The 19843-nt window shown below is 71.1% G+C and carries 24 protein-coding genes; 12 read left to right on the top strand and 12 right to left on the bottom strand.

Translation table 11 applies throughout. The features are described 5' to 3' along the window. Positions 1 to 4 precede the first annotated feature (4 nt). The 3 genes from ABZX22_RS38460 to ABZX22_RS38450 form a co-directional block, all read right to left on the bottom strand. A complete protein-coding gene (locus tag ABZX22_RS38460) occupies positions 5 to 1147 on the bottom strand; it encodes an NlpC/P60 family protein (RefSeq protein WP_354919800.1) in 1143 nt (380 codons plus the stop codon). Further along, positions 1144 to 1449 (bottom strand): hypothetical protein, encoded by a 306-nt coding sequence (locus tag ABZX22_RS38455; protein ID WP_354919797.1) that lies wholly within the window; start codon positions 1447 to 1449, stop codon positions 1144 to 1146. The genes ABZX22_RS38460 and ABZX22_RS38455 overlap by 4 nt, the downstream gene beginning before the upstream one ends. Positions 1450 to 1600: 151 nt before the next feature. After that, positions 1601 to 2716 carry an FAD-dependent monooxygenase gene (locus ABZX22_RS38450; RefSeq protein WP_354919794.1) on the bottom strand — a complete coding sequence of 372 codons (1116 nt, stop codon included), beginning with the start codon at positions 2714 to 2716 and terminating at the stop codon, positions 1601 to 1603. A gap of 90 nt (positions 2717 to 2806) precedes the next feature. Here ABZX22_RS38450 and ABZX22_RS38445 point away from each other — a divergent pair, with 90 nt between their 5' ends. From ABZX22_RS38445 to ABZX22_RS38430, 4 genes are all read left to right on the top strand, one after another. After that, positions 2807 to 3709 (top strand): GntR family transcriptional regulator, encoded by a 903-nt coding sequence (locus ABZX22_RS38445; RefSeq protein WP_354919791.1) that lies wholly within the window; start codon positions 2807 to 2809, stop codon positions 3707 to 3709. Between the two features lie 173 nt (positions 3710 to 3882). Beyond that, a complete protein-coding gene (locus ABZX22_RS38440) occupies positions 3883 to 4587 on the top strand; it encodes an alpha/beta fold hydrolase (protein WP_354919788.1) in 705 nt (234 codons plus the stop codon). A gap of 38 nt (positions 4588 to 4625) precedes the next feature. Beyond that, a complete protein-coding gene (locus ABZX22_RS38435) occupies positions 4626 to 5036 on the top strand; it encodes a nuclear transport factor 2 family protein (RefSeq protein ID WP_354919785.1) in 411 nt (136 codons plus the stop codon). Positions 5037 to 5162: 126 nt separating this feature from the next. After that, positions 5163 to 5813 carry a hypothetical protein gene (locus tag ABZX22_RS38430; RefSeq protein ID WP_354919782.1) on the top strand — a complete coding sequence of 217 codons (651 nt, stop codon included), beginning with the start codon at positions 5163 to 5165 and terminating at the stop codon, positions 5811 to 5813. Positions 5814 to 5818: 5 nt separating this feature from the next. Here the strand turns inward: ABZX22_RS38430 and ABZX22_RS38425 are convergent, their stop codons facing one another. Then, positions 5819 to 8437 carry a M48 family metalloprotease gene (locus ABZX22_RS38425; protein WP_354919779.1) on the bottom strand — a complete coding sequence of 873 codons (2619 nt, stop codon included), beginning with the start codon at positions 8435 to 8437 and terminating at the stop codon, positions 5819 to 5821. Then, complete coding sequence (locus ABZX22_RS38420) at positions 8434 to 8916, bottom strand: hypothetical protein (protein ID WP_354919776.1); 483 nt, start codon at positions 8914 to 8916, stop codon at positions 8434 to 8436. The genes ABZX22_RS38425 and ABZX22_RS38420 overlap by 4 nt, the downstream gene beginning before the upstream one ends. Before the next feature lie 245 nt (positions 8917 to 9161). Here ABZX22_RS38420 and ABZX22_RS38415 point away from each other — a divergent pair, with 245 nt between their 5' ends. Continuing rightward, complete coding sequence (locus ABZX22_RS38415; RefSeq protein ID WP_354919774.1) at positions 9162 to 9683, top strand: GNAT family N-acetyltransferase; 522 nt, start codon at positions 9162 to 9164, stop codon at positions 9681 to 9683. Here the strand turns inward: ABZX22_RS38415 and ABZX22_RS38410 are convergent. From ABZX22_RS38410 to ABZX22_RS38395, 4 genes are read right to left on the bottom strand one after another with little or no spacing between them, the layout of a single operon-like run. After that, positions 9626 to 9880 (bottom strand): DUF6510 family protein, encoded by a 255-nt coding sequence (locus ABZX22_RS38410; protein WP_354919771.1) that lies wholly within the window; start codon positions 9878 to 9880, stop codon positions 9626 to 9628. The two genes, ABZX22_RS38415 and ABZX22_RS38410, sit on opposite strands and share 58 nt — an antisense overlap. Before the next feature lies 1 nt (position 9881). Beyond that, complete coding sequence (locus tag ABZX22_RS38405; protein WP_354919768.1) at positions 9882 to 10550, bottom strand: ferredoxin reductase; 669 nt, start codon at positions 10548 to 10550, stop codon at positions 9882 to 9884. Between the two features lie 8 nt (positions 10551 to 10558). After that, entirely contained in the window at positions 10559 to 11158 is a 600-nt protein-coding gene (locus ABZX22_RS38400) for a sulfite oxidase-like oxidoreductase (RefSeq protein ID WP_354919765.1), read from the bottom strand. A gap of 54 nt (positions 11159 to 11212) precedes the next feature. Beyond that, positions 11213 to 11410: a hypothetical protein gene (locus tag ABZX22_RS38395; RefSeq protein ID WP_354919763.1), complete on the bottom strand. Its 198-nt coding sequence runs from the start codon at positions 11408 to 11410 to the stop codon at positions 11213 to 11215. A gap of 39 nt (positions 11411 to 11449) precedes the next feature. On the opposite strand from ABZX22_RS38395, the gene ABZX22_RS38390 reads away from it, so the two are divergent. Together ABZX22_RS38390 and ABZX22_RS38385 are read left to right on the top strand one after the other, a co-directional pair. Then, on the top strand, positions 11450 to 11920 hold the full coding sequence (locus ABZX22_RS38390) for a GNAT family N-acetyltransferase (protein WP_354919760.1): 471 nt from the start codon (positions 11450 to 11452) through the stop codon (positions 11918 to 11920). 15 nt (positions 11921 to 11935) lie between these two features. Continuing rightward, positions 11936 to 12874, top strand: a complete 939-nt coding sequence (locus ABZX22_RS38385; protein WP_354919757.1) for a ribose-phosphate pyrophosphokinase — start codon at positions 11936 to 11938, stop codon at positions 12872 to 12874. A gap of 136 nt (positions 12875 to 13010) precedes the next feature. On the opposite strand, the gene ABZX22_RS38380 is transcribed toward ABZX22_RS38385, so the two are convergent. After that, positions 13011 to 13553, bottom strand: a complete 543-nt coding sequence (locus ABZX22_RS38380) for a helix-turn-helix domain-containing protein (RefSeq protein WP_354919754.1) — start codon at positions 13551 to 13553, stop codon at positions 13011 to 13013. A gap of 70 nt (positions 13554 to 13623) precedes the next feature. On the opposite strand from ABZX22_RS38380, the gene ABZX22_RS38375 reads away from it, so the two are divergent. From ABZX22_RS38375 to ABZX22_RS38365, 3 genes are all read left to right on the top strand, one after another. Next, complete coding sequence (locus ABZX22_RS38375) at positions 13624 to 14253, top strand: NAD(P)H-dependent oxidoreductase (RefSeq protein ID WP_354919751.1); 630 nt, start codon at positions 13624 to 13626, stop codon at positions 14251 to 14253. Then, positions 14250 to 14564: a multidrug efflux SMR transporter gene (locus ABZX22_RS38370; protein ID WP_354919748.1), complete on the top strand. Its 315-nt coding sequence runs from the start codon at positions 14250 to 14252 to the stop codon at positions 14562 to 14564. The genes ABZX22_RS38375 and ABZX22_RS38370 overlap by 4 nt, the downstream gene beginning before the upstream one ends. 183 nt (positions 14565 to 14747) lie before the next feature. Next, the gene (locus ABZX22_RS38365) at positions 14748 to 15383 is read left to right on the top strand and encodes a maleylpyruvate isomerase N-terminal domain-containing protein (protein WP_354919745.1); all 636 of its coding nucleotides are present in this window, start codon (positions 14748 to 14750) and stop codon (positions 15381 to 15383) included. 76 nt (positions 15384 to 15459) lie between these two features. On the opposite strand, the gene ABZX22_RS38360 is transcribed toward ABZX22_RS38365, so the two are convergent. Both ABZX22_RS38360 and ABZX22_RS38355 read right to left on the bottom strand, forming a co-directional pair. After that, positions 15460 to 16035, bottom strand: coding sequence for a TetR/AcrR family transcriptional regulator (locus ABZX22_RS38360; protein ID WP_354919742.1), 576 nt, complete (start codon positions 16033 to 16035; stop codon positions 15460 to 15462). A gap of 9 nt (positions 16036 to 16044) precedes the next feature. Further along, positions 16045 to 16659, bottom strand: coding sequence for a TetR/AcrR family transcriptional regulator C-terminal domain-containing protein (locus tag ABZX22_RS38355; RefSeq protein ID WP_354919739.1), 615 nt, complete (start codon positions 16657 to 16659; stop codon positions 16045 to 16047). A gap of 61 nt (positions 16660 to 16720) precedes the next feature. Here ABZX22_RS38355 and ABZX22_RS38350 point away from each other — a divergent pair, with 61 nt between their 5' ends. Both ABZX22_RS38350 and ABZX22_RS38345 read left to right on the top strand, forming a co-directional pair. After that, positions 16721 to 18133: an APC family permease gene (locus ABZX22_RS38350; RefSeq protein ID WP_354919841.1), complete on the top strand. Its 1413-nt coding sequence runs from the start codon at positions 16721 to 16723 to the stop codon at positions 18131 to 18133. Next, on the top strand, positions 18126 to 19835 hold the full coding sequence (locus tag ABZX22_RS38345) for an amidohydrolase (RefSeq protein WP_354919736.1): 1710 nt from the start codon (positions 18126 to 18128) through the stop codon (positions 19833 to 19835). The genes ABZX22_RS38350 and ABZX22_RS38345 overlap by 8 nt, the downstream gene beginning before the upstream one ends. The last annotated feature ends 8 nt before the right edge of the window (positions 19836 to 19843 follow it).

The raw sequence follows: 19843 nt of genomic DNA, 5'->3' as shown, positions 1-19843 counted from the left end.
GAGGTCACCGGTTGCCGGGGCGGGTGAAGCCCAGGGGCGTGCCGCCGTAGCCGGCGATCTTGACCACGTCGCCCGTCTTGGGCGCGTGGATCATCGTCTGCTTCTCCGGGTCGAGCACGATGCCCACGTGGTCGGCCGTGCCGTCCCCGTCGTTGTCGAAGAAGACGAGGTCGCCCGGCTGGACCGCGCCGTTGGGGATGCGCGGTCCGCGCAACCACTGGTCGTGGGCGACCCGCGGGATCTGCGTCCCCGCCGACTCGTACGCGCGCAGCGTCAGCCCCGAGCAGTCGAAGGAGTCGGGCCCCACGGCGCCCCAGACGTAGGGGTCCCTGAGCTGCTTCAGCGCGTAGTCGATGACGGCCTGCGCGCGCGGGTTCGGCGCGAGGCTGTGGGCGTTCGGCGGGACGGCGAGCGAGGGCGCCCCACTGCCGCCGCCGCTTCCGCCGCCCGGGCTGTACCCGTTGCCGCCGCTCGGCGTGTACCCGTTGCCGCTCGGCGTGCCGTTCCCGTTGTAGGAGGCGAGCTGGGTGGTGCCGCTCTTGGGCTGGAAGTCGGGGTCGGGGATCCAGCGCTTGTCGGCGTTGTTCCCGGGGACGAAGTCACGGTCGCCGGGGGCCTTGATGGCGGAGAAGAACTTCTTGTCCTCGGGGACGTACTTCTCAAGCTCCGCGATCGCGTTGTTGACGGCGGTCAGCGCCTCGCCGCGCGGCTTCTGGGCTTCCCGGACGCCTTCCGCCTCCTTGGCCCTGATGGAGGTCAACGAGATGGACGTGGTGTCCGGGTCGTTGCGCTGCTCGTCGAGCCACGCGCGCTTGTCCCGGTAGATGCCCTGGACGGTGCTCTTGGCCGTTGCCAGCGCGGTGCCGGCCGCGTCGAGCTTGTCGGCGCAGCTCGTCAGCGCGGTGCTCAGGGCCGTGCCCTGCGCCGGGTACTGGGCCATGTAGGTGGCGAAGTCCTCGGCGGCGCCGCCGTTCCAGGCGTTGTCCACGCCGCGCACGGCACGCTGGAGCGCCCCGGTCTCCGTGGTGATGGTGCCGGCCAGCTCGCGCCAGCGTTTCGCGACGGCGGTGATCTCGGTCTGCTTGCCGTCCAGGTCCTCGATGATGTCCTGGATGTCGCTGAGGTAGCGGTCCCAGATGTCGCTCACACCTGCTCCGCCCGTGTGGGGACGGGGAGGTCGGCCTTCTTGACGTTGGCGACGACCGTGTCGATGGCCGTCTCGACCTTGTCGAGGTTCTGGTAGGCGTGGCCCATCTCGGCGTCGACCTTCTTGTCGAGGTCGTTGACGAGCTTGGTGAGCGCGGCGGACCTCTCGTCGAGCGAGCCGAAGGTACCGCCCGCCGTGGTCGGGGGCGTCCGGTCGGCGATGGCCCTGAACTGGTTCGCGACGCCCTTGGCCTTGGAGGCGCAGTCTTCCAGCGCGTCGAAGTAGATATCGAACCCTGCCACGCGAGCCCGCCTCCCGTGTCACGCTGACATCAATGGCCACGACAATCTAACACTCTTAGTGATCAATGCGGCGATATCTCCGGCGATCACGGCCACACCGTCCTGTGGCCGTGGGTCGCCCGATCGTCGGCATCCCTCGTCGCGCCCGCCGCTAGGGCAGCTCGATGGCGTTCTTCACGTGGTCCACCGGGCTCGGGCCGGCCGGGTCCTGTTCCATGTGCTTGCGGTTCTCCTCGACGAGCGCCTGGTTGAGTTCCACGAACGGCCGCATGCGCGCCTCGTAGGCGGCGAACGCGCTCTCGTGGCCGGCCTTGGCCAGCTCGTCGGCGAGAACGTACGCGCCCACCAGCGCCAGGCTGGTGCCCTGGCCGGACAGCGGCGACGCGCAGTAGCCCGCGTCGCCGAGCAGCGCCACCCGCCCGGTCGACCAGCGGTCCATGCGGACCTGGGCCATCGAGTCGAAGTAGAAGTCCGGCGCGTCCCACATCGCCTTCAGCAGCCGGGGCACCTCCCAGCCTCCGTGCGCGCAGTGCTCGGCGACCAGCCGCTTCTGCGCCTCGACGTCGCGGTAGTCGTACTCGATCGGCTCCTGGGCCTCGAAGCCGAGGTTGACGCGGAGTTCGGTGTTGCCGCGCACGGGGTAGACCGCGCCGCCCGTGGTCCCGTCGTTGAACCAGGTCTGCCAGTCCTCCAGACCCAGGTAGTTGTCCGTGGAGAAGATCGCCACGTACGTCCCGAGGTGATGGACGAACTGCTCCTCGGGGCCGAAGGCGAGCCGGCGCACGTTCGAGTGCAGGCCGTCCGCGCCGACGACCAGGTCGAACACGCGCGGGGCCGTCCGCTCGAAGGTGACGTGGACGCCGTGCTCGTCCTGGACGAGCGAGGTGATGGAGTCGCCGAAGACGTACTCGACGTCTTCATGTGTCCTTTCGTGGATCAGGCGGCTCAGGTCTTCGCGGAGCAGTTCCACGTCGTCGCTGTCGAGACGGCCGCTCGACAGCGCCACCTCCGTGGACCGCCACAGCTCGTTGCCCTCTCCGTCGAGCATGGACATGCCCTTCATGTGGGTACGGCAGCTCCGCACGTCGGAGAGGATGCCCATCCGGTCGGCGACCGTGAGGGCGGCGCCGCGCACGTCGACCGCCTGGCCGCCGGGACGCAGGCCGGGAGCGCGCTCGACGACGGTGACGGTGAAGCCGTGGCGGCGGAGGAAGGAGGCGAGGGCGGGGCCGGCGATGCTCGCGCCGGAGATCAGCACAGAAGTCATGGTTCATTGGTAGTCCCGATGCCGCTCGACCGCCCAACTGTGCTAGAACAGATTCGCCCGTTCGTCTCACATCTGTTCTAGGACAGCTCGATGGAAGCCCCCTACCTGCGCATCGCCGCCGAGCTCCGGCGCCGTATCCAGACGGGCGAGCTCGCCCCCGGCGACAAGGCGCCCTCCACCCGCGCCGTCGCCCGCGACTTCGGGGTGGCGCTGGCCACCGCGGTGCGGGCGCTCGCCGTCCTCAAGGAAGAAGGCCTGGTGGAGGCCCGCCCCAGGTCGGGCATGGTGGTGGCGGCCACGCTGAGCAGGCCGCGCCGGCGCGCGGGGGCGGCGGAGCTGACACGGGAGCGGATCGTGCGCGAGGGGATCGCGATCGCCGACGCGGAAGGGCTCGGCGCGGTGACCATCAGGGCCGTGGCCGCGCGGCTCGGCGTCGCGGCGGCGGCGATCTACCGGCACGTGCGGGGCAGGGACGACCTGGTCCGGACCATGGCGGACCTCGCCTACGGCGAGGAGCGTTACCCGGCCACGGCGCTCGGCCGGCGGGAACGGCTGGAGGCGGTCGCGCGCACGCTGTGGCGGACCTACCGGCGGCATCCCTGGCTGCCCCACCTGGCTCCGCTCAGCCGCCCCCTTCCCCTGCCCGGCCTGCTCCGCCACGGCGAGCAGCTGCTGCGCGCGCTCGACGGCCTCGGGCTCGACCCTGAGACCATGCTCACCATCGAGATCCTGTTCTACTCGTACGCGCAGGGTCTGGCCGTCCACGTCGAGCGGGAGGCTCAGGCGATGTCGGCCACCGGGCTGTCCGACGAGCAGTGGCTCGACACCCAGGAGAGGGCGATGAACGCCTTCGTCGCCTCCGGCCAGGCGCCCCTGTTCTCCGGGCTGATCAGGGGCCTCGGCGAGAAGGGGTACGAGTTCGACCTCGACAGGCTCTTCGAGTTCGGGCTGCGGACGCTCCTCGACGGCCTGAACCTCGACGACGGCCGCTGACGCCGCCCCCGACTCGAAGCGAGCCCGCCACGAACGCCCCGCCGTAGGCGGCCAGGACGCGGCCGAAGTCGCTCCCGGCACGGACGGCAGCAGCCCGGATCGCGGGGCGTGGCGGTTTCGGGGGACGCGGAGTAGGGTGGTTATACGTATAAGCACGACATCCGAGGGGAACCATGCAGCTCGAAGTCCGCGAGTGGGGGTCGGCGGGAGCCGGCAAGCTCGCCATCCTCATCCACGGCGCCATGTCCTCGTCCGCCACCTGGTGCCGCGTCGCCCCGCTGCTGGTCGAGCGCGGCTACCACGTCCTGGCCCCCGACCTGCGCGGCCACGGGGCCAGCGGCTGGGCCGGCTCCTACCGGGCGGAGGACTTCGCCGCCGACGTGGCCGAGTCGCTGCCCGCCGGAGCCGACATCGCGATCGGCCACTCGCTGGGCGGTCGCACGCTCGCGCTCGCCGTCGACGCGCTCTCCCCCGCCAAGGCCGTCTACAGCGATCCGGCGTGGCTGCTGTCGGGCGCGCAGGCCGACGTGGCGGCGATGGCCGGGTTCGCGCAGGCCACCAAGACCGCGACGGCTGAGCAGATCGCCCAGACGAACCCGCGGTGGGCGGCCGAGGACGTGGCCGCCGAGCTCGAGGGCTTCGCCGCGTGGGACCTCAAGGTGATGGACGCCATCGGCGCCTTCGGCGACCTCGACCTGAAGCCGCCCGCCGTCCCTTCGCTGGTCCAGGCGGCCGACGTGGGCTTCCTGATCTCCCGGGAGTACGGCAGGCGGCTGGAGGAGCTCGGCTACCGGGTCGCGTTCGTGCCGGGCACGGGACACTGCGTCCACCGCGACGACCTCGACGGCTTCATGGCCTCGCTCGACGGCTGGATCTGACCCCGTGTGTGGATCAAGAATGTTATGATTCTTTTGTCATGACAATGCAGCATGACGCCAAGGATCCTCGCGTGACACTCACCGACGATCCGACCCGGCACCACGAGGTCTACGTCACCGCCTTCAACACCGGCGACGTGAACGCGGTCGAACAGGTCTACGAGGACCACGCCGTCCTCGTCCCCGCCCCCGGCCGGCCGATGACCGGTCCCGCCCGCGCCGCCGCCACCCGGCACCTGCTCGGCATGGGGCTGCCGATCGAGGCCCGCCCCCGCCACGTCTACGTCTCCGGCGACATCGCGCTCCTCATCGTCGACTGGACGATCCACGGCACCACGCCCGACGGCACGGACGTCCACCTGGTAGGCACGGCGACGGACGTGGCCAGGCGGGGCCCGGACGGTCTCTGGCGTTATGTGATCGACAATCCCTTCGGGACCGCGGCCTAGCGCGCACCGTCGCCCTCGCGACACGAGGGCGACGGTCATCTCTCCATGGCGGTGACTTTCCGCGACAGCGGACCGCGTTTATCGTTCGGGGCCTGCCGAGCACCATTCAGCGAAATTGGGGGCTCCATGTCACCGCTTTTACGGCTCGCCCTGGTGGCCATTCTCGCCGTTCCGTTGACAGTGGCGGGCGGGAATGCGGCCGGGGCGTCGGCGGCGAAAACCGACGATCTCCAGCAGGACATCAGGACGGCCGTTCACGCGGTCAACCTGTTCTGGTCAGAGCACTGGTCGGATTATTTCCCCGGACGGTACACGCCGCCGCGCGTGGTGGGCTCCTACAACGGCCGGAGCGCCTACCGGCCGCGGTGCTCGGGGTACCTGGTGCTGCCCTACAACGCCTCCTACTGCACCACCCAGGACTTCATCGCCTGGGACATCAACCTCATGCGGATGAGCTACTCCTACGGCGACGGCCTGGTGTACCAGGTGATCTCGCACGAGTGGAGCCACGCGATCCAGAACCGCATGCCGTACCGGTATCTGGCGGCGCAGATCGAGCTGCAGGCCGACTGCCTGGGCGGGGCGGCACTCGCGGGGGCGTCGAGGGACGGCACGCTGGTCTGGGAGCGGGGCGACAGCCAGGAGATCGCCGCGACGCTGCGCGCGATGTCAGGTGACACGCCGTGGACCAACCCCCGCGACCACGGCAGCGCGAGCGAGCGGATCGACGCGTTCAACACCGGCGTGCGCTACGGCGTGCGGGCGTGCCTGGCGTAGGCGGCTCACAGTTCGATCTTGTGCTCGCGGCCGGCCAGGATGCAGTAGTGCAGGGTCCTGCCGACGGTCCTGCCGGCCATGTCCGCACGCCCTTCGGCCATCCAGGCCAGGCCCGCCCCGGCGAAGGCGCGGAGCGCGGCGTCGTCCGACGCGCCGACGCGAGTGAACATCTGGGCGGTCAGCAGGTAGTAGCGCTGGTCGGCGTTCACCCCGTCGCGCACCTGGGGGCTCGCGAACAGGCCGCGCGCGTAACGGCACGCGTCGAGCCACGCGACCGAGCCAGGCCTGACCGGCCGGCGGGCCGCCTGGACGACCTGCGGCAGCCAGACGAACGGCGCCGGTGTCCCGATGCCCGCGGTCGGCAGCCAGTTGCGCAGGACGGTGTAGCCGGTGGCCGCCGCGGTCAGGATGGCCGGCACCGTCACGACCGCCACCAGAAGGCGGCGGGCGCCGACCCCGCGCGTCCGCGGAACCCCGGCGGACGTCCTGCGCAGGAGGCCGCCCACGGCCGCCAGCGCCAGGCCGGCGTAGAGCGTGTAGGTGACCAGGTGGAGGTAGGAGTTGCCGAAGGCCGGCGGGTCGAGCGCGCCGCTCGCGAAGCACCGGCCGGCCCCCTGCGGTCCGCAGCGCGCGACCGCGCTGTGGCCGTACAGCAGCAGGAGCATGGGCGCGCACGCCACGGGCAACGCCAGTCCCGCATGGGCCACCCCCCACCAGACCCGTGACCGTCCGCCGACCATGACGCCGATGACCAGGCCGGACAGAGCGAGCAGGGCCGCGCCCGTCCCCACCAGCGCGTAGGCCGCGACGGCCAGCCGCTCCGGCGCCTGCCCCCCGGCGAGCATGGGGTGCAGGAGGAAACCGGCAGGCACCATGAGCGCGCAGGCCACGGCGGTCGGGAGCAGCGCGCGGACGAGGCGGGAGTACGGGCGGCGCAGCGGGACGGGAGCCGCGCCGTCGAGGTGCAGCGACTGCTCCCGGCTCGGTGCCGAGCGCCTGCCGATCCCCGCCCCGACCAGGAAGGCGCAGGCGAGGGTGACGGCCGCCAGCTCCGGGACGAGTCTGGCCATGGCCACCAGCACCAGGACGAGGACCGACCAGGAGTCGCCGGCCTGCACGATCAGCGATGTGCCGTGGAACCACATGCCCAGCCAGGGGCCGATCACCAGCGCCGAGACCACCACGGCGACCAGGGTGATCCACCGCGGCCGGCGGGAGGTCGCCAGCCAGGCCGAGCAGCACGCCCTGGCCCAGCCCAGCAGGGCTCTGAACAGCAGCAGGACGACCAGCACGTGGACCAGCCCGAGCAGGGGGTCGTTCAGGACGATGGTCCAGATCCAGACGTCGGCTCGGATCGTGACCGGCAGCTGGCCGGCGATCAGACCCGCCGTGAAGCTGACCGCCGCCCACCACAGCCGCGTCTTCGGCCCCTGCCCCGCGAGCCGCTCGCCGGTGGCCCGCCAGACGGCGACGACCACGATGCCCGCCACCAGGAACCCGAGCACGAGCCCCGGCAGGTGGTAGCGGACCTCGAGCGGGGCCTCGAAGTCCAGGAAGAAGACCGCGGCGACGACGGGGACGAAGCCGAGCCCGGCCAGCAGGCCCGCGGCGAACATCTCCCACTGGTTCAGGCGGAGCAGCCGTCCCGGCTCGTCGAGCGCGTCGCGGCGGTCCTCCGCACGGGGATGGCTGGTGAAGAAGCGGAACGGTCCCCGCAAGGGCGGGTCGGCGACCGTCTCGACGGCCGCGGCCATGCCCTCGCGACGGTCGGGCGTGTCACCGGCCCGCACGTCGGCGTGGTGCTCACGGGCGCGCAGCACCGCCGTACGGGCCAGCCAGAGCACCAGCGCGATGACCGGAATCACGACTCCGAGGAAGACCAGCCCCAGGGGCCGCCAGAGCGCCGTGAGAACGAGCGCGGGCAGGCAGGTCGCCAGCAGGAACGACCACCAGATCGCCACGGTGAAGTGGGCGATGCCGACGTCACGGTTGCGGATGTGGGCCAGCTCGTGGCGCAACACCGCCTCCGCGACAGCGGGCCGGTCGGCGTGGGCCATGACCAGGCCCATGCTCAACGCGACCACATGGCGTCCCGGTAACCCGAAGGTGCGCCCGGTGATCCCGCCGCGCGCCGAGTCGACCACGAGCCTGACCCGCCTGCCGGGCAGCTCCTGCGCGGCGACGAGGGCCAACCTGCGGGTCAGCGCCTCGTGGCCGGCTCCCGTGCCGGCCTCGGCCAGCGGGACCGGGCGACGGCGGCGCGCCCACACCGGGTGAACGGCGTAAAGCAGCACCGCCAGCAGCGCGGGAGCCAGGAGCGGAACGATCCGGAGGAGGCCCTCCCCCGCCATCACGGTCCTGGCGCAGCCGGCGTACTGCTCGACGAGGTGCCTCGGGTCATCGGACGACGCGGCCCCCGACCGCAGCGCCGACAGGCACGGCGCCTGCCGTACGTGCTCCGGCGCGCCGCTGACCGACCACCAGAGCTCGACGTGGAGGGTGCTGAGGTACAGCGACGCGGCGAACGTCGCAGCGATCAGGATGAGGAAACGGGACGTCGTCGACGAGGGCAGCACGAACGGGTTCAGCCGGGGACCGGCCGCCGGTTCGCGCGCCGCCGTCACCTCTCTCCCGACAGGTGCCCGTAGGTGGCCTGGCGCAGGCGCAGCGCGACGGTCTTGTCCACCCCCAGCGCGAGCGCGATGTCCTCCACCGCCTGCGCCGTCTCCTTCGCCTGGGCGGGCTCGAAGACCGGGACGACGGTCGCGGGGGCGGCGATGGGTGCGGGACGGGGCGGGAAGAGCTTGTTCCAGACCTTCGTGGACACCTGCTTGGCGGTGCGTTCGACGGCCTGCGTGAGCGTGTTGGTGGCCGCGCCGGTCAGGACGGTCAGCACGATCGGGGTCACGAGCATCACCGCGTCGGCGGCCGAGAACCCGAGAAGATCGTCACCGCCGCCCCGGAATGCCGTGCGCGGATTTCTCCGGGTGGCCGCGGCGATGACGGAATAATATTCCGCTTCTTTGGGCGCGACTTCGGCGACAATGGCACGGGCCACGTCGTCCAGGCGCCGAATGGATCCGCTTTCCGATTCTGCCGCCATGGTCACCCCTCACCGAATTGGTTGGCCGGAGTCACCGCATGGTAGCGGCCTTTTTCGCGGGAAAACAGATGGCGAAATTCCGGCTGGAATCATTTGCGGCGCAAGTCAGGACCACAAGTGTTTTCTGATTTCGACTGGTATGACGGACCATGTCCGGCTTCCCGCGCGGCGTCTTCCGCGGGAGGGCGGCGCGGGGTCGCCGGCGCGCGTCCCGGGCATGGGTGATGAGCCCGGACAATTCTCTGGTGAACATCAGACAGGGCACGGCGGCCGACACCGAGGCTGTCGCCGCGCTGCACACCAGGAGCTGGCGGACCGCCTACACCGGGATCCTCCCCCAGGACTACCTCGACGGCCCGCTCGCCGACCGGCAGGCCGTCCTCTGGCGCGAGCGGCTGGCCGGCGGCCACACCGGGCACCTGCTCGTCGTTGACGGCGGCGACGGCGTGGCGGGGTTCGCCTACCTCGTACCCGAGGGCGAGCGGGTCCTGCTGGACAACCTCCATGTCGAGCCCGGACTCAAGCGCTCCGGCATCGGCGGCGTGCTGCTGCGCCACGCGCGCGACCACGCCGGATCACGCGAGCTCTACCTGGAGGTCCTCAAGCGGAACACCGCCGCCATCGCCTTCTACGAACGCCACGGCGGCATCAGGGCCAGGGAGTTCGTGGAACGCTTCCCCGAGGGCTTCGAGGTGGACGTGCTCGAGTACTACTGGAGCGGGATGCGCAGCGACACCGTCCCCCGCAGGTCGAGCCACGCCTCCTGAGGCCCCCGGACCAGGCGCAGCACCACCTCCTCGCAGCCGGGGCAGCGTGCGACCAGGCCCGGCCCCGCGTCGTAGACCCGCAGGGCGGCGACCGGGCCGCGCAGGCCACAGGCGGCGCAGCGGCCGACGGCCGCGGTGACGTCCACGGCGAAGATCTCGCCCAGCGGTCCTGCCAGGGCGTTGCCGTCGAGGTGCATGTCAGCCTCCAAAGCGCTCGGTCCTGACCCGGGCGGGATCGTGGCCGAGGTCGAGCAGCAGGTCGGCGACAGCCTCGACGAAACCGGTCGGTCCGCACACGAACACGTCGGGGCCCGGCCCCGGCAGGTCCTGCTTGCCGATCCTGCGGCGCGGCTCGACCCGCGTGTACAGGTGGGTGACGGTCAGGCCGGGCTCGGCCCGGTCGAGCTCGGCGCCGTAGTAGCGGTCGGCCGGGGTGCGGACGGAGTAGACCAGCTGAAAGGGCGTCGTGCTGCCTGCCGTACGGCGGGCCCTGATCATCGCCATCAGCGGCACGATGCCGGAGCCGCCCGCCACCAGCAGCACGGGCGCGGTGTCGGGACGCCACACGAACCAGCCGCCGACGGGACCGCGCAGCTCGATCTCGTCGCCGACGGCCAGCTCCTCCACGAGGTACGGCGAGACCTCGCCGTCGGGCAGGCCCTCCACGGTGAGCTCGACGCCGCCGGGGGTGGCCAGCGAGTAGCTGCGCTGGGCCGTGTAGCCGTCGGGCGCCGTCAGCCGTACGTCGACGTGCTGGCCCGGCAGGTGGCCCGGCCAGTCCACCACGTCGAAGACCAGCGTGCGCGCCGTCGGGGTCTCGGCACGCGCGGCGGCCAGCCGGGCGCGGCGCCATCTGATCGCCGGCACGTGACCGCCTAGTCGCCCTCGTAGCGCTGCTCGCGCCACGGGTCGCCGTAGTTGTGGTAGCCGGCCGTCTCCCAGAAGCCTGGCCAGTCCTCGTTCATGAGCCTGATGCCGCGCACCCACTTGGCCGACTTCCAGAAGTACAGGTGCGGGACGAGAAGCCGGGCGGGGCCGCCGTGCCGGGGCTCCAGGTCCTCGTCGTCGAAGCGGTGGACGATCCACGCCTTGCCGTCGAGCAGGTCCTCCAGCGGCAGGTTGGTGGTGTAGCCGCCGTAGGAGTAGATGAGCGCGTACTCCGCCACCGTCTCCACGTCCTCGAACAGCACGTCGAGGGAGACCCCCTGCCAGCCGGTGTCGAACTTCGACCACTTGGTGACGCAGTGGATGTCGACGGTGGGCCTCTCCTGGGGCAGCGCCATCAGCTCCTGCCATGTCCACCGGTGGGTCCGCCCGGCCTCGGTGTCGATCGCGAACTCCCACTGGTCGAGCGGGATCCGCGGTGTCGGACCGGCGGACAGCACCGGAAAGTCGTACACCTGGTACTGGCCGGGCGGCAGCCGGCCGTGGTCGTCCCGGGGCCGGCCGCGGAAACCGCGCGAAATGATACCCATAGCCCGATATCTACCCCTATGGGCGGTCAACGACATCGCATGAATGTGTGAGGTTCACGTGACGGCGTAGCCGGAGACCGAAGGCCAGCGGACCGTCATGACCACCGACTCCTCCTCCGCCACCCAGGAGTGGTCGACCTCGACGTGCTCGCTGTGCCGTACCTCGCCCTCGGGTTTGAAGTGCCCCAGCAGCCAGCCGCGGTCACCGAGGGCGTCGGCGGCGGCGTTGCCGACATGGATGCGCTCCGTCACGAGCGGCGACGCTAACACGGCTGCGGGTAGGCTGCGCGCGTGATACGCAGAGCCACCATTCAGGACGTCCCCGCCATCATCGATATGATTCGCGAACTGGCCGACTACGAGAAGTCGCTCCACGAAGTGCGCGTCACCCCCGAGCAGCTCGAAAGCGCTCTCTTCGCGCCCGACCCGGCGCTGCACGCGCACGTGGCCGAACAGGACGGCCGGCTGGTCGGCTACGCGCTGTGGTTCCTGAACTTCTCCACCTGGCGCGGCACCCACGGCATCTACCTGGAGGACCTGTACGTCCGGCCCGAGGCCAGAGGCGGCGGCCATGGCAAGGCGCTGATGGCCGAGCTGTCCAGGATCTGCGTGGAGCGCGGCTACCACCGCCTGGAGTGGTCGGTCCTCGACTGGAACGAGCCGTCGATCGCCTTCTACAAGTCGATGGGGGCGGTCCCCATGGACGAGTGGACCGTGTACCGGCTGACCGACGAGCCGCTGAGGAGGACCGCCGGCAGCTGAGTAAGCTGGCCTGACGTGCGAGACATCACTGTTTTCAGCGGCAGCGCCCACCCCGAGCTGGCCGCGGAGATCTGCGCCCACCTCGGCGCCCCCCTGCACCCCGTCCGCCTCCACCGCTTCGCCAACGACTGTCTCGAGGTGCAGCTCCAGGCCAACTGCCGCGAGCGAGACGTCTTCATCATCCAGCCCCTCGTGCCGCCCGTGCAGGAGCACCTCGTCGAGCTGCTCCTCATGCTCGACGCCGCCCGCGGCGCGTCGGCGGCCCGCACCACCGTCGTGATGCCGCACTACGCCTACGCCCGTTCCGACAAGAAGGACGCGCCCCGCATCTCCATCGGGGGCCGGCTGGTCGCCGACCTGATGGTCACGGCGGGCGCCGACAGGGTGCTCGCCATGACCCTGCACTCGCCGCAGGTGCACGGCTTCTTCAGCGTGCCCGTCGACCACCTCCACGCGCTGCGCGAGCTGGCCGCGCACTTCCAGCAGTACGACCTGACCAACACCGTCGTCGTCTCCCCCGACCTCGGCAACGCCAAGGAGGCCGCCGCCTTCGCCCGGCTGCTGGGCGTCGAGGTGGCCATGGGCGCCAAGCAGCGCTTCAGCGACGACAAGGTGTCGATCAGCTCGGTGATCGGCGACGTGCGCGGCAAGGACGTCATCGTCCTCGACGACGAGATCGCCCGCGGCACCACCGTGGTCGAGCTGCTCGACCGGCTGCGCGAGCGCGAGGTCAACTCGGTCAGGATCGCCTGCACGCACGGCCTGTTCGCGGCCGGCGCCGTCGAGCGTCTCAGCGACCAGCCGGAGGTGCTGGAGATCGTGTGCACCAACACCGTGCCGGTCCCGGACGTGAAGCCGGAGGGCAAGCTCCGCGTGCTGTCGATCGCCCCCGCCCTCGCGGAGGCGATGCGCCGCATCCACGAGGGCGAATCCGTCTCCGCCCTGTTCGGGTGATCTTCCGGTACGGCAAGCCGGCTCAAGGCCACCGGGGTCACCGGTGGCCGCCCGTCCATCACGCGTACTCCAGCAGGACTTCGCCTCCCGCCGTCACGCCGTAGCGCGCGCCCGTGGACTGTGCGCCCCTGCCGGCTCAGCCCAGTGTCCTGGCCAGCCTGGTGAGCCCCGCGACGATCTGCGCCGGAGTGAGGCCCCTGGCCTCCCGCTGGTAGGCGTAGACGTCGGGGGCCAGCGGCGCGAGCAGCGCGTCGACCAGCGCGTCCGCCTCCGGCAGGTCGCCCAGCAGTGACCGCACGTGGACGCGCCAGAACCCGTAGGCACCGGTCTCGAACCGGGAGCGTCCCACCTCCGCGCCCAGCACCAGGGGCGCGTGCTCCTCCAGCAGGTCGACCATCGCGGCGTAGAACGCCGCCAGCCGTTCGGCGGCCGGAGCGCCGGGACCGAGCGGGGGGTCCCCGCGGATCAGCTTCTCCTGCAGGGCCCGCTCGTGTTCGTCGAGCAGCGCCGTCGCGATCGACGCCCGGTCCGGATAGCGCCGGTAGAGCGTGCCCCTTCCCACTCCTGCGGCCTTCGCGATGTCGTCCATCGTGACGTTCGCCGCGCCCTTGGTCCTGAACAGGCCGGCGGCTGCCTCCAGGATCCTCGCGCGGTTGCGGGCGGCGTCTGCTCGTTCCATGTGGACAGTCTGTCCGGTTATGCGGTACGGTCGCAACCGGACACGCTGTCCACTTATCGAGGAGCTCATCATGAACCTGTTGCACCTGGACGCGAGCGCCAGACGGGCCTCCTTCTCCCGCGAGCTGTCGAAGATCTACGCCGACACCTGGCGTACGGCCCACCCCGACGGCGGCTACGTCTACCGGGACCTGGCCGCCTCACCCGTCCCGCACATCGACGAGGCCTGGACCGAGCTGTGCGACTACGTGCTCGCCAACGAGATCACCGACATCGGGCGGTACCGCGAGGCCGTCAGGACGCCCGCGCAGCAGCGGGCATGGGACACCCTGGAACCGCTGCTGGACGAGGTCGTGGCGGCGGACGTGATCCTCATCGGCACGCCGATGTACAACTACTCGATCCCGTCGGCGTTGAAGGCGTGGCTGGACCAGATCACGTTCCCGAAGATGTCGCTCAAGGGACGGTCGTTCGTGGTGACCACCGCACGCGGCGGCGCGTACGGCCCCGGAACGCCCCGCGAGCCCGTCGACCACCAGGAGCGCTACCTGCGGCACTTCTTCGAGGGCCACTTCGCGGTCACCGACGTGCGGTTCGTCAACGCCGAACTGGTCAACTCGCTGATCGACCCCCGGCTCGCGCCCCTGCGCGCCGCGCACGAGGAGTCGGTGGAAAAGGCACGGAAGGAGGCGGCCCGATGAACTGGGCCATCCTGGCACTGGCAGGGCTCGTCGAGGTCGCGTGGTCGCAGAGCATCAAGCCGACCCAGAACTTCACCCGTCCGGTGCCGACCGTGATCTCCCTGGCGCTGATGGCGGCGGCGGTGTGGCTGCTGTCGAAGGCGATGGACACGCTTCCGGTGGGCACGGCGTACGCGGTGTTCACCGGCATCGGCGCGGTGGGGGCGATCACGCTGGGGATCGTGCTGAACGACGACCCGGTGAGCGTGGGACGGCTGGCCGCCCTGGGCCTGATCGTGGGCGGCATCGTCCTCGCCCGCGTCACCAGCTGACCTCTTCCCGGCTCTTCCCCGTGGCAGGTCCACGGCGCGAAGCCGCTCGACCCGCACCCTCGGACAGTCGGGAAGGTTCAGCACGTCCCGCGAAATCAGGGGCCGGCACAGCCTCGCGAATCCGGCGGGCCCGGCGAAAACCCCCTCCGGGGATTTGTCGGAGCCCCTGAGTAGGATCGCGACGTGGCTGATATCAGGGAGCTGTATCTGACGGCTGCGGCCTCGGCGGTCGCGTTGCTGCGAGACCCGGTGGTCGCGGCGGCCTGGGGCAAGCCGAGCGCCCTCACCGAGTTCAGCGTGGCGGGCCTGGCAGGCCATCTCGCCCAGCAGATCTTCAGGGTCGAGGCGGCGCTCGGCGCTGACGTGGCCCATCCGGTCATCCCCCTCAAGGAGCACTACGCCCGCTCCGCATGGGTCACGGCCGGCCTCGGGCACGAGTCCAACGTCAGCATCAGGCGCGGCGGCGAGGACGCGGCAGCCGAGGGGCCCGACGCGCTGGTCGCGCGTGCCCAGGCGAGCCTCGACCAGCTCTCGGCGGCCCTGCGTGACGAGTCAGGAGACCGGACACTCGGGCTGCCCTGGGCGCAGTGGTCCCTGACGCTCGACGACTTCCTGCTCACCAGGCTCATGGAGATCGTCGTCCACTCCGACGACCTGGCGGCGAGCGTCGGCGTCCCGACCCCCGAGCTGCCCGAGGACGTCATCGATCCGGTGGTCGATCTGCTGGCACGGCTGGCCGTACACCGGCACGGCCCGACGGCCGTGATCCGGGCGCTGAGCAGGGCCGAGCGGGCACCGGCCACGATAAGCGCCTTCTGACCACGGCCACCGTTGATCACTACCGGCCGGGGCATGACCGGCTGAGGGGCACAACGCACCGCCCCCGCCGGTCAAGTCAGGAGCCGTTGTTGATCAGGCTCATCGCCTCGGCCACGTCATGGGCGCTGGGGGCCGTGTCCGGGTCGACCAGCCACTGCATCAGCAGTCCGGACAGCATCGCCTGGTAGAAGGAGCCGAGCACGCGCGCCCGTTCAGGCTCGACCGCCGGGTCGATCCGGCTGAAGACCTCGGCCAGCCCGAGCCTCGCGGCGTGCAGTCCGGCCGAGAGGTGTTGGCGCATGTCGGGCAGGTGGTCGATCTGCCCGACGATCTCGAACTGGGTGACCCACAGCGGCCTGAGCTCCTCGAAGGAGTCGACGACGCGCCGCCACGCCGTCTCGAAGCGTTGCATCGGGGTGGCGTCGGGGTCGGTCTCGCCGGTCAGGGCGGCCTCCAGCGAGTCGCCCCACTCCTTCATCGACTCGAACAGCGCCTCGTTGAGCAGCGCCTCCTTCGACCCGAAGTGGTAGCCGATCGCGGCCAGGCTGACCCCGGCCGCGTTGGCGATGTCGCGTGCGGTGGTGCGGGTGTAGCCCTTCTCGATCAGACAGCGCTTCGCCCCGGCCAGCAGGTCCTCACGATTGTTTCCCATTCGGCGAATTTAGCACAATCGTCTTAGACGTTCATCCAAACCATGGATGATGGCCTCGAGTCCCAGCTCGAACGCCACCATGGCCCGGCCGGGATGGGCGTCCTTCAGTGCCACCGACAGCAGCGGTACCGGCTGCTCCGACGGATCGATCATGACATTCGGAGCGGCCAGGTCGAGCGCCGAGCCGATCGCGAACGACTCGATCGCGGTGAACACCGCCACCACCTGGTCGCTCGGCCAGCCCGCGCGCTCGAGGAGGGTGACCGCCTTCTCGTACATCTCCAGCGTCCGCGCCGACCTGATCGTGGTCGTGGACAGCAGCTTGGCGGTGTTGGGGTGGCGGGCGAAGGCGGCCAGATAGGACTTCGCCCAGACGGCCAGCGCCTCCTGCCAGGGCTGGCCGTCCAGGGCGGAGACGTCCATCTCGGCCACGACGAGGTCGCGGATGCCCTCGACGATCTCCTCCCTGCCTGCCACGTGGTTGTAGAGCGAAGCCGCCTGCACGCCCAGCCGCCGGGCGAGCCGCGTGACGGTCAGCGCCTCGGAGCCCTCCTCGTCCACGAGCGCCAGCGCCTCGGCGACGATGCCGTCCCTGCTGAGGATCGGCCGCCTCGGTCTTCCCATTTCGCATCCCTTCGAGTACCGTCCCACCAACAAACTAACGCCTTTAGTTTCGGAGGTGGCCATGCCTCTGTCCCGCAACGCCATCGGCACCGCTGACCTGGTCTTCTTCGTCGTCGCGGCGGCCGCGCCGCTCACCGTCATGGCCGGCGTCGCCCCGCTCGCCATCGGCATCGGCGGCGTCGCCGCCCCGCTCGGCTACCTGCTGTCCGGTGTCGTCGTCGGCCTGTTCGCGGCCGGGTTCACGGCCATGAGCGGGCACGTGCGCAACGCGGGCGCCTTCTACGCCTACATCGGCAGAGGCCTCGGCAAGGCGACGGGCCTCGGCTCGGCGTACGTCGCCGTCATCTCCTACAACCTCATCGGCATCGGCCTGATGGCCGCCTTCGGCGTCTTCGCCGCCTCGACCATGGCCGACGTCTTCGGCATGAACGTGCCGTGGCAGATCTGGACCCTGCTGTGCGTCGCCGCGGTCGGCGTGCTCGGCTACCTGAAGATCACGTTGAGCGCCAAGGTGCTGGGCGTCGCCCTCGCGCTGGAAGTGCTGATCCTGCTGGTGTTCGAGGCGGCGGTGCTGGTCGACGGCGGAGGGCTCTCGCTGCGCCCCTTCAACCCCGGCGAGCTGCTGAACGGCGGTGCGGGCGGCATGTTCGTGCTGTCCATCGGCGCCTTCATCGGTTTCGAGGCGACCGCGATCTACGCCGAGGAGGCCCGCGACCCGCAGCGGACCGTGCCCCGCGCGACCTACGCCGCCGTCGCCTTCCTCGCGCTCTTCTACACCTTCACCGTCTGGATGATCATCAACGCGTTCGGCGCGGACAAGGCCGTCGCCGTGGCCAACGGCGAGGGCGGCGCCGACATGGTCTTCACCGCCACGGCCTCCTTCGCGGGGAAGTGGGCGGCGGACGCGATGCACCTGCTGATCGTGACGAGCTGCTTCGCCGCCGCACTGGCCTTCCACAACGCCTCCACCCGCTACTTCTTCGCGCTCGGCCGGGAGGGCGTGCTGCCCAAGCCGCTGGCCAGGATCTCGGAGCACAACGGCTCGCCGTACGTGGCGGTGATCACACAGGTCGTCCTCTCGGCGGTCGTCATCCTGGCGGGCATTCTCGCGGGCTCCGACCCCTACACCGTGATCTTCCTCTGGACGAACGGGACCGGCATCATCGGGGTGATGGTGCTGCAGGCGCTCGCCGCGCTCTCCGTCGTCGCGTTCTTCTGGAGGGACCGGCGTGGCTACGGCGCGGGCCGGGTGCTGGCCGCGCCGCTGTCGGCGTTCGTCCTGCTCGCGGTGATCATCGTGCTCGTGGTGACCAACTTCGAGCTCATCACCGGCGCGACCGGCACCGTGAACGCCCTGCTCATCCTGCCCGTCCCGATCGTCTTCGCGCTGGGGGCGCTGCTCGCGCTGCGCATCCGCCGCCGCGAGCCCGCCCGCTACGTCGTGCTCACCACGGAGGAAGCCACTCGTGCCTGACCTGCTCTTCACCAACGGCACCATCTGGACCGGTTCCGGCTACGTCGAGGAGCTGGCCGTGTCCGGCGGACGGATCGCGGACCCGGCCCCGGACGGCGCGGCGGCGGATGTGACGGTGATCGACCTGGAGGGCGGCTTCCTCATGCCGTCCTTCGGCGACGGGCACGCCCATCCGCTGTTCGGCGGGCTGGAGGCGCAGGGGCCGCAGATCAAGGACAAGACCACCGTGGAGGAGATCGTCGCCGAGGTCGCCCGCTACGCGGCCGAGAACCCCGCGCTGGAGTGGATCGTCGGCGGCAGCTACGACCCCGCCATCGTGAAGGGCGGCGAGTTCGACGCCCGCTGGCTGGACGCGGCGGTGCCCGACCGGCCCGTGGTGCTGCGCGCCTACGACTACCACACGGTGTGGTGCAACACCGCGGCGCTGGAGCGCGCGGGCATCGGCCCCTCGACGCCCGACCCGCGGCTCGGCTGGATCGTGCGCCGCCACGACGGCAGCCCGCTCGGGACGCTCAGGGAGTGGCACGCCTGCGACCTGGTGCTCGACCTCGTGCCCACCAAGTCGCTCGACGAGCTGGTCGAGGGCCTGGCCGAGGCGAGCGGGGCGATGGCCGCCGCGGGAATCACCTGGGTGCAGGACGCGTGGGTCGAGCCGTACATGGTGGAGGCCTACCTGGAGGCGGCGCGGCGCGGACGGCTCGGCTTCCGCGCCAACCTGGGCTTCCGCGCCGACCCCGACACCTGGACCGCCCAGCGCGCGCGCTTCTCCGCGCTGCGCGCCGAGGTCGACGCTCGATCCGTGGCCGCGGGCGAGCAGCCCTCCCCCGTACGGCACGCCGGGTCGAGCCCCCCGCGGTCACCGCTGACCGCCCGTCCGGACACGCCACTCCAGCAGGACTCCGGTCCCCGCCGTCACGCCGCCCTGGCGAAACTCGTGACCGCGAACACCGTCAAGTTCTTCGCCGACGGCGTCATCGAGGGCGGCACCGCGGCGATGCTGGAGCCGTACGTCGACGCGCCGCACTCCTGCGGCATGCCCGTCTGGGAGCCGGCCGCGCTGGCCGAGGCGGTGGCCGCCTTCGACGCCGACGGCTTCCAGGTGCACATCCACGCCATCGGCGACAGCGGCGTCAGGGCCGCGCTCGACGCGATCGAGCGGGCCGTACGGGACAACCCCGCGTGGGACCGCCGCCCCGTCATCGCCCACACGCAGCTCGTCGCCCCCGACGACCTGCCGCGCTTCGCCGAGCTGGGCGTCATCGCCAACTTCGAGCCGCTGTGGGCCCAGCTCGACCCGCTGCAGACCGAGCTGACGGTGCCCAGGCTCGGCCCCGACCGGGCGGACCTGCAGTACCCGATGGAGACGTTGCGCGCCCTGGACACGGCGCTGTCGTTCGGCAGCGACTGGCCGGTCAGCTCGCAGGAGCCCCTGCTCGGCGTCCAGATCGCGACGACACGGCAGACCGTGGACGGCACGCCGGCCTGGACGCCCGGCGAGCGGCTCTCCCTGGAGGACGCTCTGCACGCCTACACCGCGGGGGTGGCCTACCAGGCGTTCGCCGAGGCCGACCGCGGCACGCTGGAGCCGGGGAAGGCGGCCGACCTGGTGTGGCTGTCGGCCGACCCGCGCCGGGTGGACCCGCTGGAGCTGCGCCGCATCGAGGTCCGCGGCACCTGGCTGGAAGGCACGCCCACCTTCTGACCGCCCGC

It is taken from the genome of Nonomuraea sp. NPDC003804, from assembly GCF_040610675.1.
Classification (GTDB): Bacteria; Actinomycetota; Actinomycetes; order Streptosporangiales; family Streptosporangiaceae; genus Nonomuraea.
Note: the sequence above shows the minus strand (reverse complement) of the source record. Positions and strands in the feature narration are given on the sequence as shown.

What these genes read in the sequence shown, in the direction of transcription:
- ABZX22_RS38450 (WP_354919794.1), bottom strand. Translation starts at nt 2,716, where the DNA reads ATGACTTCTGTGCTGATCTCCGGCGCGAGCATCGCCGGCCCCGCCCTC.
- ABZX22_RS38445 (WP_354919791.1), top strand. Translation starts at nt 2,807, where the DNA reads ATGGAAGCCCCCTACCTGCGCATCGCCGCCGAGCTCCGGCGCCGTATC.
- ABZX22_RS38440 (WP_354919788.1), top strand. Translation starts at nt 3,883, where the DNA reads ATGCAGCTCGAAGTCCGCGAGTGGGGGTCGGCGGGAGCCGGCAAGCTC.
- ABZX22_RS38435 (WP_354919785.1), top strand. Translation starts at nt 4,626, where the DNA reads ATGACAATGCAGCATGACGCCAAGGATCCTCGCGTGACACTCACCGAC.
- ABZX22_RS38430 (WP_354919782.1), top strand. Translation starts at nt 5,163, where the DNA reads ATGTCACCGCTTTTACGGCTCGCCCTGGTGGCCATTCTCGCCGTTCCG.
- ABZX22_RS38420 (WP_354919776.1), bottom strand. Translation starts at nt 8,916, where the DNA reads ATGGCGGCAGAATCGGAAAGCGGATCCATTCGGCGCCTGGACGACGTG.
- ABZX22_RS38410 (WP_354919771.1), bottom strand. Translation starts at nt 9,880, where the DNA reads ATGCACCTCGACGGCAACGCCCTGGCAGGACCGCTGGGCGAGATCTTC.
- ABZX22_RS38400 (WP_354919765.1), bottom strand. Translation starts at nt 11,158, where the DNA reads ATGGGTATCATTTCGCGCGGTTTCCGCGGCCGGCCCCGGGACGACCAC.
- ABZX22_RS38380 (WP_354919754.1), bottom strand. Translation starts at nt 13,553, where the DNA reads ATGGAACGAGCAGACGCCGCCCGCAACCGCGCGAGGATCCTGGAGGCA.
- ABZX22_RS38375 (WP_354919751.1), top strand. Translation starts at nt 13,624, where the DNA reads ATGAACCTGTTGCACCTGGACGCGAGCGCCAGACGGGCCTCCTTCTCC.
- ABZX22_RS38370 (WP_354919748.1), top strand. Translation starts at nt 14,250, where the DNA reads ATGAACTGGGCCATCCTGGCACTGGCAGGGCTCGTCGAGGTCGCGTGG.
- ABZX22_RS38360 (WP_354919742.1), bottom strand. Translation starts at nt 16,035, where the DNA reads ATGGGAAACAATCGTGAGGACCTGCTGGCCGGGGCGAAGCGCTGTCTG.
- ABZX22_RS38355 (WP_354919739.1), bottom strand. Translation starts at nt 16,659, where the DNA reads ATGGGAAGACCGAGGCGGCCGATCCTCAGCAGGGACGGCATCGTCGCC.
- ABZX22_RS38350 (WP_354919841.1), top strand. Translation starts at nt 16,721, where the DNA reads ATGCCTCTGTCCCGCAACGCCATCGGCACCGCTGACCTGGTCTTCTTC.